This window comes from Burkholderia sp. MR1-5-21, from assembly GCF_053427715.1.
This window is the reverse complement of record NZ_JBSAXD010000019.1, coordinates 64,279-80,686: the sequence shown is the minus strand read 5'-3', so window position 1 is coordinate 80,686 and position 16,408 is coordinate 64,279. Positions and strand designations below refer to the sequence as shown.

Annotated in this window: 13 protein-coding genes and 1 pseudogene; 9 read left to right on the top strand and 5 right to left on the bottom strand. The window is 64.0% G+C overall.

Translation table 11 applies throughout. From position 1 onward, the window contains the following. Positions 1–10: 10 nt before the first annotated feature. A complete protein-coding gene (gene tsx / locus ACV229_RS24525; protein ID WP_448085689.1) occupies positions 11–925 on the bottom strand; it encodes a nucleoside-specific channel-forming protein Tsx in 915 nt (304 codons plus the stop codon). A gap of 597 nt (positions 926–1,522) precedes the next feature. Between tsx and ACV229_RS24520 the strand changes: the two genes are divergently transcribed. Beyond that, entirely contained in the window at positions 1,523–3,151 is a 1,629-nt protein-coding gene (locus ACV229_RS24520) for an NADP-dependent glyceraldehyde-3-phosphate dehydrogenase (protein WP_448085688.1), read from the top strand. Positions 3,152–3,239: 88 nt separating this feature from the next. Here the strand turns inward: ACV229_RS24520 and ACV229_RS24515 are convergent, their stop codons facing one another. Then, entirely contained in the window at positions 3,240–4,124 is an 885-nt protein-coding gene (locus ACV229_RS24515) for an endo alpha-1,4 polygalactosaminidase (protein WP_448085687.1), read from the bottom strand. Positions 4,125–4,550: 426 nt separating this feature from the next. Here ACV229_RS24515 and ACV229_RS24510 point away from each other — a divergent pair. Next, positions 4,551–4,727, top strand: a pseudogene (locus ACV229_RS24510) (NADP-dependent glyceraldehyde-3-phosphate dehydrogenase); the annotation flags it as partial. Positions 4,728–4,939: 212 nt separating this feature from the next. Continuing rightward, positions 4,940–6,148, top strand: a complete 1,209-nt coding sequence (locus ACV229_RS24505; protein ID WP_448085686.1) for a glycosyltransferase family 87 protein — start codon at positions 4,940–4,942, stop codon at positions 6,146–6,148. An 89-nt stretch (positions 6,149–6,237) separates the two neighbouring features. On the opposite strand, the gene ACV229_RS24500 is transcribed toward ACV229_RS24505, so the two are convergent. Then, positions 6,238–7,071, bottom strand: coding sequence for an NAD-dependent epimerase/dehydratase family protein (locus ACV229_RS24500; RefSeq protein WP_448085685.1), 834 nt, complete (start codon positions 7,069–7,071; stop codon positions 6,238–6,240). A gap of 125 nt (positions 7,072–7,196) precedes the next feature. Here ACV229_RS24500 and ACV229_RS24495 point away from each other — a divergent pair, with 125 nt between their 5' ends. Beyond that, positions 7,197–8,246, top strand: a complete 1,050-nt coding sequence (locus ACV229_RS24495) for a LacI family DNA-binding transcriptional regulator (RefSeq protein ID WP_448085684.1) — start codon at positions 7,197–7,199, stop codon at positions 8,244–8,246. Between the two features lie 88 nt (positions 8,247–8,334). Here ACV229_RS24495 and ACV229_RS24490 read toward each other — a convergent pair whose 3' ends face one another. Continuing rightward, the gene (locus tag ACV229_RS24490; RefSeq protein ID WP_448085683.1) at positions 8,335–9,624 is read right to left on the bottom strand and encodes an MFS transporter; all 1,290 of its coding nucleotides are present in this window, start codon (positions 9,622–9,624) and stop codon (positions 8,335–8,337) included. Positions 9,625–10,028: 404 nt separating this feature from the next. Here ACV229_RS24490 and ACV229_RS24485 point away from each other — a divergent pair, with 404 nt between their 5' ends. After that, a complete protein-coding gene (locus tag ACV229_RS24485) occupies positions 10,029–10,556 on the top strand; it encodes a methylated-DNA--[protein]-cysteine S-methyltransferase (RefSeq protein ID WP_448085682.1) in 528 nt (175 codons plus the stop codon). A gap of 27 nt (positions 10,557–10,583) precedes the next feature. Here the strand turns inward: ACV229_RS24485 and ACV229_RS24480 are convergent, their stop codons facing one another. Continuing rightward, the gene (locus tag ACV229_RS24480; RefSeq protein WP_448085681.1) at positions 10,584–11,075 is read right to left on the bottom strand and encodes an Lrp/AsnC family transcriptional regulator; all 492 of its coding nucleotides are present in this window, start codon (positions 11,073–11,075) and stop codon (positions 10,584–10,586) included. Positions 11,076–11,231: 156 nt separating this feature from the next. On the opposite strand from ACV229_RS24480, the gene glmS reads away from it, so the two are divergent. From glmS to ACV229_RS24460, 4 genes are all read left to right on the top strand, one after another. Beyond that, entirely contained in the window at positions 11,232–13,061 is a 1,830-nt protein-coding gene (glmS, locus tag ACV229_RS24475; protein ID WP_448085680.1) for a glutamine--fructose-6-phosphate transaminase (isomerizing), read from the top strand. A 1,049-nt stretch (positions 13,062–14,110) separates the two neighbouring features. After that, positions 14,111–14,308 (top strand): hypothetical protein, encoded by a 198-nt coding sequence (locus tag ACV229_RS24470; RefSeq protein ID WP_448085679.1) that lies wholly within the window; start codon positions 14,111–14,113, stop codon positions 14,306–14,308. Then, positions 14,305–15,078: a hypothetical protein gene (locus tag ACV229_RS24465; protein ID WP_448085678.1), complete on the top strand. Its 774-nt coding sequence runs from the start codon at positions 14,305–14,307 to the stop codon at positions 15,076–15,078. The genes ACV229_RS24470 and ACV229_RS24465 overlap by 4 nt, the downstream gene beginning before the upstream one ends. Positions 15,079–15,179: 101 nt before the next feature. Beyond that, the gene (locus tag ACV229_RS24460; RefSeq protein WP_448085677.1) at positions 15,180–16,349 is read left to right on the top strand and encodes a Vgb family protein; all 1,170 of its coding nucleotides are present in this window, start codon (positions 15,180–15,182) and stop codon (positions 16,347–16,349) included. Positions 16,350–16,408 lie beyond the last annotated feature (59 nt).

Sequence of the window (16,408 nt, the reverse complement as noted above, 5' to 3'; positions counted from 1 at the left end):
AGGCCCTGAGTCAGAACCGGTAGCCGATGCTGGCGTAGTAGCCCCAGCCGGTCGAACGGTTTTCAAAGCTTCCGTTGCCAAAATTCAGCCCGGTGCCGTTCCATTGGCCGCCGTTGTGGAAATAGCGCGCGGCGGTCCAGAAGCGCCATCGATCGAATTCGTAGATCAGCACGTTGGTCGACACGAATGCGGTGTCGCTGCGCGTGTTGCCGCCGGTCTCTTCGGCGAGGCGCGAGCCGAAGTCGTAATTGAAGAAGCTGACGAAGGTCAGGTGCCCGCCGCCGAACGTGCCGATCGGGTACACGGCCTTCATCTGCGCGCGATAGCCGTCCCAGCTGTTCGCGTTCGCCGCGCCGTAGTTTTCCCACTGCCGGCGCACATAGAGATTCGCCGACAGGTAGACCGGCAGCGGCGTCGCGATGTCCGTGCCGATTCCCGCATACAGCGTGTTCTGGCGGCCGGCGACGCTATGCCCCTGGTCGTAGATCCAGTCAAACGCCGCATACCACTCCTTGAACGGGCCGAAGCCGAGGCTGCGGCCCAGCAGGTGGTCGATCGACACACGCGGCTCCTGCTCGCTGAAAAGCGGCGAGCCCTTGTTGGTCACGCCGGTGTCGTAGCCGTTGCCGACGCCGAATGCGCGCGGGACGTCGACATAGCCGTACAGGTCGAACGGGCCTTTCCTGCCGAAGTACTCGTATTCGAGATACAGGTCGTTGGTGCGGTACGGGCCGAAGCGGATGTTCTTCGAACCGACGATCGCGATGCTCTGGTGCAGCCAGTCCGACAGATACCGCGTGCCGGTTGCGGGGCGCTCGAGCGTGGCTGTGCCCGTGACGCCGGGCGGCGTTTCGCCGGTTTCGGCGAGCGTGTCCGCGCGGGCCGGCGACACGCTCAATGCAACGACGGCCGCGATGCCGGCCACGCCGAAACGACGCGAGCTACGCGAACGACATGCGCGCACCGCACGCACCGCTTCGCGCGACGGTCTCCTGATTGGGTCCAAGGTTGTGCTTCCCTTCACGGTAAGTAACGGCCCGTGCCGGCAGCGCCGCACGCACCACGCGCTCGGGGACCGGTCGCAACCCTTCGTACCGTGGCCCTCCGGGGCGGTGTCGTGCCGGATACGTTCGAGCGTCCGCCTGACATGCGTCCAGGTTGTTGATTACATCTCATCGACTTGAGATGTAATTAACACTATTTGTTATGTTCGTAACATTAACAAATTTCACGAACCGGCGGATATACAGGGAATACCCGCGCATTGGCCTTGCGCAGTGATTCGGTTGCACGCAGCAGCCGGGCCCGATTCGGCTGCCCGTGTTTCGATCCTGTCATTCGCGTCTTGCATTCACTCCGGTGTTGTCTTTTAATGGAACTGGTTCCATTCGCCGTTTCGCTGATGCCTCCGCGTGACGCTTCGTCGCGTGCGCGTCATCATGACGATTCAGGATCGAGGATCGCCCAGCCGAGGATTCCGCGTCGCCCGTCCATCCAGGACACCCCGTCAAACGAGACCGTCATGCCCGATTCCGCCGCCCTGCAGCAGCTCTTTCCCGCCCTCGAAGACATCCCCGCCGACGTCCGGCTGAAAGCCCCGATCCACCAGCGCGTGTCGCTCGTGGACGGCGAACTGAAACCGTGGGACGGCGCGACCAAGACGGTGCTGTCGCCCGTCTGCGTGCGGCAGCCCGACGGCAGCGTCGAGCAGCTCGAGATCGGCAGCTACCCGGTGATGGGTGAGCCGGAAAGCGACGCGGCGCTCGACGCCGCGGTGCGCGCGTACGATGCCGGCCGCGGCGAGTGGCCGACGATGAAAGTCGAGCAGCGCATCGCGTGCATGCAGGACTTCATCAAGCGGATGGTTGCGCAGCGCGAGCTGGTCGTGAACCTGATCATGTGGGAGATCGGCAAGAGCCTCGCGGATTCGCAGAAGGAGTTCGACCGCACCGTCACCTACATGCTGCAGACGATCGACGCGCTGAAGGAGCTCGACAACACGAACTCGCGCTTCGTGATCGCCGAAGGCACGATCGGCCAGATCCGCCGCACGCCGCTCGGCGTCGTGCTGTGCATGGGGCCGTACAACTATCCGCTGAACGAAACGTTTGCGACGCTGATCCCCGCGCTGCTGATGGGCAACACCGTCGTGTTCAAGCCGCCTCAGTACGGCACGCTGCTGTTCGAGCCGCTGCTCGAAGCGTTCCGCGACGCATTCCCGAAGGGCGTGATCAACACGATCTACGCGCCGGGCGCGGTGGTCGTGCCGCACATGCTCGCGTCGGGCAAGATCAACGTGCTCGCGCTGATCGGGTCGAGCAAGGTCGCCGATCACCTGAAGAAGCAGCACCCGAAGTCGCACCGGCTGCGCGCGATTCTCGGCCTCGACGCGAAGAACGCGGCGATCGTGCTGCCGGACGCCGATCTCGACCTGACCGTGAAGGAGTGCCTGCTGGGCGCGCTATCGTTCAACGGCCAGCGCTGTACCGCGCTGAAGATGCTGCTCGTGCACCGGTCGATCGTCGACGCGTTCCTGAAGCGCTTCACGGAAGCGCTCGCGAAGATGAAGATCGGCATGCCGTGGGAGAAAGGCGTCGGCATCACGCCGCTGCCCGGCATGCATCGCACCGCGTACATGACCGACGCGATCGACGACGCGAAGGCGCACGGCGCGCAGGTCGTCAACGAATCGGGCGGTGTGTTCAGCAAGACGCTGTTCTATCCGGCCGTCGTGTATCCGGTGACGGAAGGGATGAAGCTGTACCGCGAGGAACAGTTCGGTCCGATCATTCCGGTCGCGCCGTTCGACGACGTCGAGACCGCGCTCGATTACGTGACGACGTCGGACCACGGGCAGCAGGTCAGCATTTTTGGTTCCGATCCGGCGCAGATCGGCGCGCTCGTCGATCCGCTCGTGAACCAGGTGTGCCGCGTGAACATCAACTGCCAGTGCCAGCGCGGGCCCGACGTGTTCCCGTTCGCCGGCCGCAAGGATTCGGCCGAAGGCACGCTGTCGGTCAGCGATGCGCTGCGCGCGTTCTCGATCCGCTCGATGGTGGCCGCGAAGCAGACCGACAGCAGCAAGCACCTGCTCGACGCGATCGTGTCGGATCACCATTCGAAGTTCGTGAATACCGGCTTCATTTTCTGAGGCGGTGGCCGGCGCATGCGGCCGCGCCGGCACGAAATCCGCTGCACATGCGTGCAGCGGATTTTTTTCTTCGCGGTGCCCCCGCACGCTAGTGGTAGTACGCGCTGCAATCCTGCCGTACTGCGTCGAGCGAGTTGTTCTTCTTGATCGCGCTGATCCTGCTCGCCTTGGCATCCGGGCAGAACTGCGTCAGGTCGAGGTCGTACTCCGCTTCGAACACCGGCTTGTTCAGCGCGAGGAAGCTGGAGAAGAAACCGCATTCACCATACTCGAAGCACTGCTCGCTGACCACGAAATCGAATGCGTTGACGATCTGCGAGTCCTGCGCCTGGTTGATGTCGTTCTTGAGCCCGACCAGCATGCCGCGTTTTTGCGCCTCGCCGGCAACCCACAGGTTGAAATAGAGCTGGTCATCGTAGGTCAGCGGGAAGCCGCTCGATTCGTGCGCGGTCGTGTCGTAGCCGTCGATATTGTCGGGCTCGATCGCGTCACACCCCATATTCTTCGCGCGGTCGAAGCGCGCGCCGAGTATCGTCGCGAGCGCCATGCCCGTCTGCGATTTCGCCGGATTGACGTCGCGCACGTCGAGCCACTGCTCGTCCGGGAAGCCCGAATACGTTGCGCCGAGAATGCTGGCGGGGAACTGGCCGGCGTCGTCGCGCCAGTTCTCCCACGAGCCGACATCCACGTAGCAGATCACCTTGTACCCATTGCCGTGCAAAGCCTGCACGGCGCCGCTTTGCTCGTTGTTGAACATGTCGATGTCATAGATCCGGATCGTCGTGTCGGGATTGATCGTGATCGGCGATGCGAGCTGCCAATCCCATTTCGGCGGCTGAACCGCCGGATTCGGATCAAGAATGGGCGGCCAGCCGGCGCCCGCTGCCGGGTGTGACGCCAGTCCCAACGCCAACGCCGCGCCAAACAACACGGCGACGGACTGGACCTTCGCAAATGCGAGTTTCCTGTTCATGGGCTTCACCTGTCTCAATGCGCTTGAGTCGATGCACGTGATTCAATGCGGATCGCGCAGGTAGCCCTGTTCAGCCGATTCGGAACGGGCGCCCGCGCACATCCACATCAGGATGGTTGGTGACGCCCCCGGACATCGTCGATACGGCAATCATGGGGCGTGCGACACAACCGAACCGGCACGATTCGGCCGCGGGCAACGCGAGGAAGGGAAGGTCCGTCGCGACGGTCCGGCGACGGATTGCACGTCAAGATCGTGTGCTTGAAGTGTGTGCGATGACGCCATGATCCGTGACGTCATCGCTTTATCGGAATTTGATGCGTTTATCCTAGGTGGCGCATCGTTGAATGACAAGCCGATTTTCGAGTCTGCCGGCCGGCTTTCGCTTGGCTTGTCCGACCGTCATCTGACCGTCATCCACGTAACGACGTCGGACCCAATGCAGCACGCCGGCATCTTCGGTTCGGACCCGGCACAGATCCGCGCGCGTTCTCGATCCGCTCGATGGTCGCCGCGAAGCAGACCGACAGCAGCAAGCACCTGCTCGACGCGATCGTGTCGGATCACCATTCGAAGTTCGCGAACACCGGATTCATTTTTTGACGCGGACGGCGTGCGCGGCGAGCCGCTCTTGACAACACGCAATCCGCTGCATGCGCATGCAGCGGATTTTTCTTGCCTGCCGGCTCCCGGCTTACGCCTTCCCGACGCATGCGGTCTTTCCTGTCTATCGTCTGCCGTCGGCCTGAACTAAGATGCCTGTCATCAGCCGCGCGCGACGACGCCGGCGCAGACCGGGACGCGGGGAGCCCTTGATGAAATCCGGCGAACACTGGCTGAATGCGGAGCGCGTCAAGGTTTATCCGCGCATCGTCCTGTTGATGCTCGGGATCCTCTGCGTCACGTGGTTTTCGATGTCGAAGCATCTCGTCGACCCGAAAGGCAAGCCGCTCGGCTACGACTTCATCGCGTTCTGGGCAGCATCGCGCCTCGCGCTCGCCGGCCATGCGCTGGACGCATACGACATCCGGCTGCTGGTCGAGTCCGCGAAGGTCGCCGTACCGGGCACAAGCAGCGTTCTCGCGTGGTTCTACCCTCCCGCGTTCTACCTGGTCGTCCTGCCGCTGGCGCTGATGCCGTATCTGCTCTCCTACTGCGTGTTCATCGGCACGACGCTGGCAGCGTATGTGTTCGTGCTGCTGCGCGTGATCGGCCGAAATCGCACGGCGCTCTGGTGCGTCGCGGCCTTTCCCGGGCTGTGGTCCAACCTGCTCCACGGCCAGAATGCATTCCTCACCGCCGCACTGGCCGGCGCCGCGCTGCTGCATCTCGAGCGCCGCCCGATTGTCGCGGGCGTGTTCGTCGGGCTGCTCGCGATCAAGCCTCACCTGGCCCTGTTGTTTCCAGTCGCGTTGCTCGCCGAGCGCGCATGGCTGGCCAGCGCCGCCGCCGCGGCAACCGCCATCGCCGTCACCGCAGCCGGCACCGCCGCGCTCGGAATCGGCACGTTGAAGGCGTTCTTCGCGAGCGTCCAGCAGGCCCGCACATTTGTGGAAACGGGCGCGCTGCCGTGGGCCAAGATGCCGACCGTGTTTGCACTCGCCCGCATGGCCGGCGTGCCGGTCACCGGTGCATACGTCGTGCACGCCGTTGTCGCGCTCGGCACAACCTGCGTCGTCTGGCGCGTGTGGCGGCGCTCCGCCGATCCGGCGCTGCGCGGTGCATCGCTGATGACGGCCACGTTCCTGATCAGCCCGTACGTCTACGACTACGACCTCGCGTGGCTCGCGTTTCCGATCGCGTGGCTGGCATTGGCCGGATTGCGCAACGGCTGGCAGCACCGCGAACGCGAGACGCTGCTGGCCGCGTGGGTGCTGCCGATGGTGATGGCGCCGATCGGCAACCTGCTGCCGATCCAGATCGGACCTCCGGTGCTGATCGCGTTGCTGTGGTTCATCGTGCGCCGCGCCGAGGCCGGCGCGCCGGCCGACATTGACGTGCGTCGCGCAACCCCCGCGTCGTAGCGGTTGCCCGGCCCCCCGGGACGTGACCGTCAACGACACGGCTTCGCCACCCGCGAACGTTTCCACGCGCCCCGAATCGTCCGCCGCGCCTACTCGCGGCGCTCCATCGGCTCGCCGACAACGAATCCGCCGCCCTGGAAGCGTTGCGCCGGATCGTCGTAGTCCGCAGTCGGCGCGGAAGCCGGGAACTGCTCGGCGAACCGCTCGGAGCTGTCCTTCGGACGGAAGCCGAGGAAGCCGGCCTTCGTGTTGTCCCACCACTTCACGGGGTTGTCCGACATGCCATACGCAATCGCGTGCCCGACCCGGTTCGTGAACAGCGAGCAGCGCACCAGCTCGATGAAGTCGCGATAGCTGAGGTAGGTGACGAGCATGCGCGGATTCTTCGGCGCCTCGAACGACGAGCCGATCCGCAGGCACACCGTCTCGATCCCGAAGCGATCGTAGTAGTAGCGCGACAGCGCCTCGCCGAAGCACTTCGTTACGCCGTACAGGCTGTCCGGACGCTGCGGCGAGTCGGCATCGAGCACTTCCGTCACCGGATGAAAGCCGATCGCGTGGTTCGAGCTCGCGAACACGATCCGCTTGACGCCGTGCTTGCGCGCCGCCTCGTACAGGTTGTACGTGCCGCGGATGTTCGCTTCGAGCAGGTCGTCGAACGGCGCGTCGACCGAGATGCCGCCGAGATGCACGATCGCGTCGACACCGTCGACCAGTGCCATCACCGCCTGCCGGTCCGCGAGATCGACGACGCGGGTTTCCTCGTGCGCCGCCGCTTCGCCCACCGCCTCGATATCGCTGACGCGCACGACGTCGGCCCAGTTCGCGAGCGCGCCGCGCACCTGGCGGCCGAGATTGCCGGCCGCCCCCGTCAGCAGCAGGCGCCCGAAAGGCTTGCGCGCTCCAGTAGTTGACGCGTTCATTGAGTCTCCTTGAATCTTGCCTGGGATGGAAAACGTTTTCCTACTATAGCGTCGACACCGATACGACGTCAATCGACGCCGCGTCGACTTGCCCCCGGTGTTTCCCTAACCCGGCGCCGCGCCGCATGCCAACCTTTTTCTGCCACAATCCGGTGCTACCGGAAGAAAACGTTACCCTTCGCATGAAAAAAGTTTCCACGACGATCCGCGACGTCGCTGCCGAAGCCGGCGTGTCGGTCGCGACGGTGTCGAAATTCGTCAACGGCGCGCAGCGCTTCTCGCCGTCGGTCGAGGCGCGGCTCAAGGCCGCGATCGACAAGCTCGGCTACCGGTCGAACCCGCTCGCGCGCTCGATGATCACGGGGCGCACGCGCACCATCGGCCTCGTGATCCTCGACATCAGCAACCCGCACTTCACGAACATCGTGAAAGGCGCGAACCGCATCGCGCTGCAGCACGACTACACGCTGCTGCTGGTCGACACCGAAGAGAGCCAGGCGCGCGAGCGCACGCTGATCGAGGCGCTCGCGCCGCGCGTCGACGGGCTGATCGTCAGCTCCCGCCTGCCCGACGACGAGGTGCGGTGGATGCTGGACCTCCACAAGCCGCTCGTGCTGCTGCGGCACAGCCCGGACCTGCCGATTCCGGGCGTCGGCATCGACAGCCGGATGGCCACCTACATGCTCGCGCGCCACCTGCTCAATCTCGGCCACCGGCGCATCGCCTATCTCGGCTTCGGGCAGGCGCGCATCAACGACGAACGCATCCAGGGCGCGCGCGACTGCCTCGCCGAAGCGGGGCTCACGCTCGACGTGCACGATGCGCACGCGCCGACCGCCGAAGCCGGCGAGCGCGCATGCTCGCGCGTGATGCTCGGGCCGCAGCGCCCGCAGGCGGTGATCTGCTACAACGACCTGATCGCGCTCGGCTTCATGAAGGAAGCCGCGTCGCTCGGTTTCAGGCTGCCGCAGGACGTATCGGTCGCGGGCATCGACAACGTGCCGTACGGCGAATACGCGGCACCCGCGCTGACCACCGTCGACATCCAGAGCGAGAAGATGGGCGAGCTCGCGATGCAGAAGCTGATCGACTCGCTCGCGGGCCACACCGACGCCAGCTATTCGACGTTCGAACCGCGGCTGATCGTCCGCGCATCGACGGCCGCCTGCACGTGAGCGCGACGGCGGGCGGCACCGCCGCCCGCACGGATGCGCGCCGCCGCAGTGGCCGGTACGGCTGGCTCGGCCGCTGCGGCTGATGCAATCACGCATCGAGCTTCGCCGGCTTCATCCGCGGCGTGAGCACATGCATGACCGCGAGCGCGAGCAGGTACGCGAGCGCGCCGATCGCGAACAGCACCCAGTAGTGGCCCGTGCGCTGCAGCACCTGGCCGATCACTTCGGAGAACAGCACGCCGCCGATCGAGCCGGCCATCCCGCCGATGCCGACCACCGCCCCCACCGCGCGGCGCGGAAACAGGTCCGACGCGGTCGTGAACAGGTTCGCCGACCAGCCCTGGTGCGCGGCGGCCGCGAGACCGACGATCAGCACCGCAATCCACAGGTTCTGCACCTGCGACACGAACGCGATCGGCAGCACGCAGCATGCGCAGATCAGCATCGCGGTCTTGCGCGCGGCGTTCAGGCTCCAGCCGGAACGCAGCATCGTCGACGAGATCCAGCCACCGCCGATGCTGCCGACCGTCGTCAGCGCATAGATGACGACCAGCGGCATGCCGATGTGCTGCATGTCCATCCCGCGCGATTCGTTCAGCCACTTCGGCAGCCAGAACAGGTAGAACCACCAGACCGGGTCGGTCAGGAACTTGCCGATCAGGAACGCCCACGTTTCGCGCTTGCGGATCAGCATGCCCCAGCCCGGCGAACCCGCGTTCGCGTTGGCGGCGTCGAGCGCTTCCACTTCGTCGCGCGGCTCGTCGAATTCCTGCGCGAGCGCCTTCGGATCGGCGGGCTTGTAGAACACGAGCCACACGGCGAGCCACACGAAGCCGATCGCGCCGATGATCACGAATGCCGCGCGCCAGCCGTACGCGACCGCGATCGCCGGAATGATCGCCGGCGCGAACACCGCGCCGATGTTCGAGCCCGAATTGAAGATGCCGGTCGCGAGTGCGCGCTCGCGGCGCGGAAACCACTCGGCCGTCGTCTTGATCGCGGCCGGGAAATTGCCGCCCTCGCCGATGCCGAGCAGCGCACGCACGACCGCGAAGCCCATCACCGATCCCACCACCGCATGCAGCATCGCGGCGATGCTCCAGAACAGCATCGCGAGCGCATACGACACGCGCGAGCCGAGCCAGTCCACCACGCGGCCGAAGCACAGCAGGCCAATCGCATAGAACGCGGAAAACGCCATCACGATGCGGCCGTACTGGATCTGGTTCCAGCCGATGTCGTGCTGGAGCATCGGCGCGAGCAGGCCGAGAATCTGCCGGTCCATGTAGTTGATGACGGTCGCAAAGAACAGCAGCCCACAAACGGCCCAGCGGTAGCGGCTCGCGACGCGCGCGACGCCGACGACGGCAGATTGCATGAATGTCTCCGTTGCGCGGCGTCGCTCGTCGCACCGCACGCTGTGTGTCGCCGGCGACGAGCACCGGGGCGGGAGGCGCCGCCGCGCGTTGCCTGCCGCGCCGCATCCCGCCAATTGGTTTGGAAAACGTTTTTCAAAGAATAGGGAGTTTTCGGACGTCTGACCAGTGCGGGATTTCGATGAGTCATCTCTAAAAGGACAGGAAAAAGAGATGACCTATCCGGTTAGCGGGGTTAATCGTTTTTTTACTTGCCGGGCGAGGCCAGCTGGCCAGCGCCGGCCGGTCTGCGCAAGCGGCGCGCCGCCGTCAGGGCAGTTGTCGGGACTCGTGTCCGAATCCGGCCGGAATCCGCCGCCGCGATGGTTTACAGTCGCGGCATGAACCTCGACCCCGGATACCTGCAATGACACCCGGCCACCTGATTGCAAGCCCGCTGGGCGACATCGTGATGCGCATCGAAGACGATTGCCTGACCGGTCTCTTCTTCGTCGGACAGAAGTATTTCCCGTCGATGAGCGTCGCGAGCGGCGAGCGGCCGGCGTCACCGGTCGCGCGCAAGTCGCAGGAACAGATCGCCGAATATTTCGCGGGTGCGCGCACGACGTTCTCGGTGCCGCTGCATCTGAGGGGCACCGAATTCCAGCAGCGCGTGTGGAAGGAACTGCTGTCGATTCCGTTCGGCACGCTCATGTCGTACGGCGAGCTGACGCAGCGCGTCGGCCTGCCCGTGAGCGCTGCGCGCGCGGTCGGCGGCGCGGTCGGCCGCAATCCGGTGTCGATCATGGTGCCGTGTCATCGCATCGTCGGTGCGACGGGGAGCCTCACGGGCTATGCGGGCGGGATCGACAGGAAGCGTGCGCTGCTGGCGCTCGAAGGCGCGGGACATGCGGGCGGCCGGCACGATCCGGCCCAGCACACACTGGCGCTGTGACGCGCGGGCTGTCGCCGAATTCGGACGTCACCCCCGGTTGCGCAGCGCATGCGCAACCGGCGCATTCGCCTCGAACTTCGCGCGATGCGTCGAGAAAAACGTGCGCACGTTCCGCACGTTCGATGCACCGGTAAAGAGCCGCCGCGCGAACACGTCGTATTCGGCGACGTCCGCGAGATCGGCGAGCACGACGAAGTCCGGCCCCGGCGACACGCGATAGCACTGCGTGACCGCCGGTTCGGCGCACACGTAGGCCTCGAACGCGTCGTAGTCTTCGGCGGTCTGCCGGTCGAGGCTGATCTCGATGATCGCCGTGACGGCCGAGCCGATCATCTGCTGATCGAGGATCGCGACCTGCCGGCGGATCACGCCCGCCTCCCGCAGCCGGCGCACGCGGCGCATGCAGGTCGGCGGCGACGACAGCGCGCGCTCCGCGAGTTCCAGGTTCGACACCGACGCGTCCGCTTGCAGGATCGCGAGGATGCGCAGGTCGAGATCGTCGAGGGTCACGCTCGCCAAGGGCGCCTCCGGTCAGTCATGTGTGAAATTTAATTTCAACATGATACGTCGCCACACATCAATTTCAATAGTCGACGATTTTTGAAATTTAATTCCATCGCACCGCCCATACCATCGCTATCACTGATCGAAACAGCACCTTCCAGGGAGCGCGATATGTGTGGAATCGTCGGGGCGGTAGCCCAGCGGGACATCCTGCCGAACCTCGTTGACGGCCTGAAGCGGCTCGAATACCGCGGCTACGACTCGTGCGGCGTCGTCGTGTACCGCGACCGGGCGCTTGCGCGGGCGCGCAGCGTCGACCGCGTCGCGAACCTGCAGCGCGAGATTGCCGTGCACGCGCTGTCGGGCTACACGGGCATTGCCCATACGCGCTGGGCGACGCACGGCGCGCCCGTCACGCACAACGCGCATCCGCACTTCTCGCCCGGCGACGACAACGCGCGCATCGCGCTGTCGCACAACGGCATCATCGAGAACTGCGACGCGCTGCGCGCGGAGCTCGAAGCGCACGGCTACGTGTTCGCGAGCCAGACCGACAGCGAGGCGATCGCGCACCTGATCGATCATCTGTACGACGGCGACCTGTTCGACGCGGTTCGGCGCGCGGTCGCGCGGCTGCGCGGCAGCTACGCGATCGCCGTAATGTGCCGCGACGAGCCGCACCGCATCGTCGGCGCGCGCGACGGCATGCCGCTCGTCGTCGGCGTCGGCGGCGGCGAGAACTTCCTCGCGTCCGACGCGATCGCGCTGTCGGGCATCACCGACCGGATCGCGTACCTGGAGAACGGCGACGTCGCCGACATCCAGCTGCATCGCTTCTGGATCGTCGACGCCGACGGCCGGCGCGTCGAGCGCCCCGTGCAGCGCGTGGCCGCGCACAGCGGCGCGGCCGATCTCGGCTCGTACCGCTACTACATGCAGAAGGAGATCTTCGAGCAGCCGCAGGCGGTGGCCGATACGCTGCTCGACGTCACGTCGATCATGCCGGAGCTGTTCGGCGATGCCGCGTGGCGCGTGTTCAACGACGTCGACTCCGTGCTGCTGCTCGCGTGCGGCGGCAGCTATCACGCGGCGCTGACCGCGAAGTACTGGATCGAGAGCATCGCGAGGCTCCCGGTGAGCGTCGAGATCGCCAGCGAGTTCCGCTATCGCGACAGCGTGCCGAATCCGAAAACACTCGTCGTCGCGGTGTCGCAAAGCGGCGAGACGGCCGACGTGCTGGGCGCCGTGCATGTCGCCAAGCAGCTCGGCATGCGTCACACGCTCGCGGTCTGCAACGTCTCGACGAGCGCGCTGATGCGCGAATGCGCGCTGCAGTTCGTGACGCGTGCGGGCATCGAGATCGGCGTCGCGTCGACGAAGGCGTTCACCACGCAACTGGTCGCGCTGTTCCTGCTGGCGCTCGCGCTCGCACAAGTGCGCGGCCGGCTCGGCGACGATGACGAGAAGCATCATCTTCGTGCGCTGCGTCACCTGCCGGACGCGATGTCGAAGGTGCTCGCGCTCGAGCCGCAGATCATCGCGTGGTCCGAGCAGCTCGCGCGCCGCGAGAACATGCTGTTCCTCGGGCGCGGGATGCACTACCCGATCGCGCTCGAAGGCGCGCTGAAGATGAAGGAGATTTCGTACATCCACGCGGAGGCGTATCCGGCCGGCGAGCTGAAGCATGGGCCGCTGGCGCTCGTGAGCAATGAGATGCCCGTCATTGCGGTGGCGCCGAACGATGCGCTGCTGGAGAAGCTGCGGTCGAACATGCATGAAGTCAGTGCGCGCAATGGCAGGCTGTTCGTGTTTGCGGATGTCGATTGCGGGCTGTCGCCGGGTGCGGGGATCGATGTCATTCGGCTCAATGAGTACTACGGACCGTTGTCGCCGATCCTGCATACGATCCCGATGCAGTTGCTGGCGTATCACGCGGCGATTGCGCGGGGGACGGATATTGACAAGCCGAGGAATCTTGCGAAATCGGTGACGGTGGAATAACGGGTGGGGGTTGCGGCGCGGTGTAGACGTCAATTCGTTTCGTATACGCCGGTCGCAAAAGTCTTGTTTACGCGGAAGAGTCGGGGCGAAAGAGTCGGGGCTGATGAGCCTTGCGGAACGAGGCGCAAACGAAATCAATCGATGACGCCCCCCCCCCGAAGCGGGGGCGAGCTACCTGAAGTTTGCGGCAGCACTTCAATTCTTTCGCGAGGCGCGGCTCGTCGTGCCGACGGCCCAACTACTCCTGCGATGCATCTCCTGAACGCTGCCCGGCGTTGATTTGCCGCCCCGTCTACGTATGGAGGTTCTTGCTGCTCGCTTAAGCGCGCGCTACCGGAGCAGGTCCTCACTCGTGCGGATGAGGGCAAGGAGGGGCTGTCCTGGGAGACTCTACTACCGACACGCAATCACGCCTCTGATGCGTCAATGGGTGCGTATCACGAGTGAATCAATTTATTACGCGCCATTACCAATCGTTACCACGCGTTACTTTGCGTGTCCTCTCGAGACTGGGGCCGCCCCGCGGGCTTACGGGCCCCCGTCAACTCCGCAACCGCGCCGGGTTTTTGCTTTCAATGTGGAGACCGTCTCTGTCATCGAGCGTCGCTCGCACACGGAACGGCCGGGCCGCATGACGGTTCGGCGTGCGCCATGCGCCGCTGTGCGTATCACGCATGCAACGTTTTGGCTCGCTTTGGTGCAGTGCAGCTAGCTCAACGTGCGCGGGCGCGAGGCCACTGAAGCGGCCCCGCCGCTCGGCACGCTCCTCGCATGCTTGACGATGCTGTCCGCGCACCCGAGACCACATTGGTCCTCTGTGTGCCCGCTCGCGATTCCGACAGCCACGAGCCCTACACCAGTTCGCGCGTCGCCCCAGCTGCGCATGCGTGAACCGACGGACTGCCCAGACAAAAGTACTTCAATCCACAGTCCTTCTTTTCGCCGCTTTTCGGTCACCTGGGGTGAACTCAATGCCGTCCACTTGCGAGGCACGGCGGTTCGTTTCTGTTTGACGTCGCGCGCCTCGAATTCTGACAAGGAGCAAAGGGGTGAACAGCAAGAACCACCGCTCGCTGTTAGCTCAGTTGATTTTGATGTCGTTGGTCATTCGCACGCGCATCGCATGCGTTGCGCTGTTGGTTCGCATCCGTAGCCAACGCGAAGCGAAGTCGTCAGTTATCCAGACAATTTCTGCCAAGCCGGTGCGCGACTGTCCACACACGAGTAATCAGGAGGCTACATCATGAAGGCACGCAGAATTGCATTGGCACTCGCCCTACTATGCGCCAATCCAATCACCCATGCGCAAACGTTCGACAGCCATATCTACGCGCCGGATGAGCTTATTCTTGGCAACACCTACGGCGAATGGTCAGTCGCCTGGTGGCAATTCTATTTCCAAATCCCTGCGGGTCCCAATCACCCGTTTTCGGCCAACACCCCTGATAACGCGTGTCATAACGGCAACCTGTCTGACGGCAGCCAGCCCGCCGGGCCCGTTTACTTCCTGGCGGGCGTTTTCGCGCCAACGTCGTCGCCCGTCATTCGATATTGCACCGTGCCGGCGGGGAGCCCGATTCTATTTCCCGTCATTAATGCCGAACTCTCCAATCTCGAAATTGCCAACAACCCGAGCGAGGCCGTCCTGAACAATCCCAGCGGTGCCGATCTCCGTGCGGCGGTGTTCCAGTTGTTCCAGGGGTTCGCACCGGCATCCGGTTCGAAAAGAGCTTTTCCAAAATCCAGCACTATGAATGTCTCACTTGACGGCGTAAGCATTAATTTTTTGGACCATTTCCGTTTTGAATCGCCTGTTTTCTCTTTCGCGACACCTGTGCCGATCAGCAACTTTGTCTTTTATTCGAACATCAATTCTCCCCCCGGCGGCACACCGATTTCCGTGTCGGATGGCTTTTGGATTGCAATCAAGCCATTGCGAGTGGGCCAGCATACCCTGAGTTTTTCCGCCGGCGGTCCGGGCGGAATCAACAACCTCTACTACCTCACGGTGAAATAGCGCTGAGACGTGATTGCGATACGGTACGGTTCTTCAGGGAAGGCTCCGGCGGCGGCGCTGTGGCCTTACCCGATTACACGACCGACAACATACAAGAAGTGATGGAAGTGTTGATTTCAGCAGGCACCCTATCAAATGGAGGCACCAAAATGATTGCAAGAAATCTCATCTCTTCACACTCCGGCTTCCTGCAGGCAAAACGCCGGTCAATTTGTCGTCGTGTAATGCGGTCAGCGCTGTTGTCCGCAGCGTTGGGGTTAGGTGCGCTGTCGCTCACCCAAGCCTCGCAAGCGCAGTCACTGTTCGTCGGCGACGGCGGGGACAACTCGGTCAAGCAACTCGATGTCTCGAATGCGACCACGAAACCTGCCCCCTTCGTTGCATCGGGAAGTGCCGGGCTGAACGGGCCCAAGGGGATGATATTTACGGACGGTCAGCTCGTCGTCGTCAACCAGAATTCACAAACCAATATCCCCGGCGAGATTTTGCGCTTTGACGGCACGACCGGAAAACCGCTCGCCCCCTTAGTCGCCTCGGGTGACCCGAATGCCCCCTTCGCGCCGCGCGGCATCGTGCGCGGAGGACCGGACCGCGCCTTCTACGTCGCCGATGACGGTACCCGGGCCAATACTTGTGACAATCAAGGCGACGTCAAGAAATACAGCGATAAGGGCGACTTTCTAGGCAATCTCGACCGACATAATTTCCCGGCGGCGTTCTATCCGCGCGGCGTCGTCTTCGGACCTGACGGTCTGCTGTATGTCTCTGCGAGGGGCTGCCCGCTCGCAACCGACGCGAACACACCGCTCATTGGCTACGTCTTGCGTTTCAACCCACGCACCAACGCATTCGTTGATGTGTTCGCGTCCAACTCCAAGATCCCCGATTTGCACCGCCCTGAGGGTCTGGTGTTCGACAGCGTAGGCAATTTGTGGGTGACCAGCTTTCGCAATGTGAGCGACGCAAGCGACACCGATAAAATCCTCAAGCTTGACAGCCACGGCCATCTTCTCGACGAACTCGTGTTATCCAAGCCGCACACCAACAGGGCGTATGCGCAGGCCATCATTTTCGGGCCGGGTGGCAATCTGTATATCCCCATCACCGGCAATGAGCCCCAGACGACTGGTCAGTTGCGGCGCTGCAACCCGGCGACCAAGGCCTGCGACGTCATCGTCCCGACCCACGCCGATGGCGGCACGCTCATACAGCCGTGGTACCCGATCTTTAGAAACAGCGACCCCGCGACGCTCAACTACAACGAAGACTGAATGCGACGGGCGCGTTGCGCATCGTTCACCAGGGTGAGTCTCGGTACCTTGCAAAGTTG

Coding starts and splice junctions, on each gene's coding strand:
- ACV229_RS24520 (WP_448085688.1), top strand. CDS start 1,523: ATGCCCGATTCCGCCGCCCTGCAGCAGCTCTTTCCCGCCCTCGAAGAC.
- ACV229_RS24515 (WP_448085687.1), bottom strand. CDS start 4,124: ATGAACAGGAAACTCGCATTTGCGAAGGTCCAGTCCGTCGCCGTGTTG.
- ACV229_RS24505 (WP_448085686.1), top strand. CDS start 4,940: ATGAAATCCGGCGAACACTGGCTGAATGCGGAGCGCGTCAAGGTTTAT.
- ACV229_RS24500 (WP_448085685.1), bottom strand. CDS start 7,071: ATGAACGCGTCAACTACTGGAGCGCGCAAGCCTTTCGGGCGCCTGCTG.
- ACV229_RS24495 (WP_448085684.1), top strand. CDS start 7,197: ATGCCAACCTTTTTCTGCCACAATCCGGTGCTACCGGAAGAAAACGTT.
- ACV229_RS24490 (WP_448085683.1), bottom strand. CDS start 9,624: ATGCAATCTGCCGTCGTCGGCGTCGCGCGCGTCGCGAGCCGCTACCGC.
- ACV229_RS24485 (WP_448085682.1), top strand. CDS start 10,029: ATGACACCCGGCCACCTGATTGCAAGCCCGCTGGGCGACATCGTGATG.
- glmS (WP_448085680.1), top strand. CDS start 11,232: ATGTGTGGAATCGTCGGGGCGGTAGCCCAGCGGGACATCCTGCCGAAC.
- ACV229_RS24465 (WP_448085678.1), top strand. CDS start 14,305: ATGAAGGCACGCAGAATTGCATTGGCACTCGCCCTACTATGCGCCAAT.
- ACV229_RS24460 (WP_448085677.1), top strand. CDS start 15,180: ATGGAAGTGTTGATTTCAGCAGGCACCCTATCAAATGGAGGCACCAAA.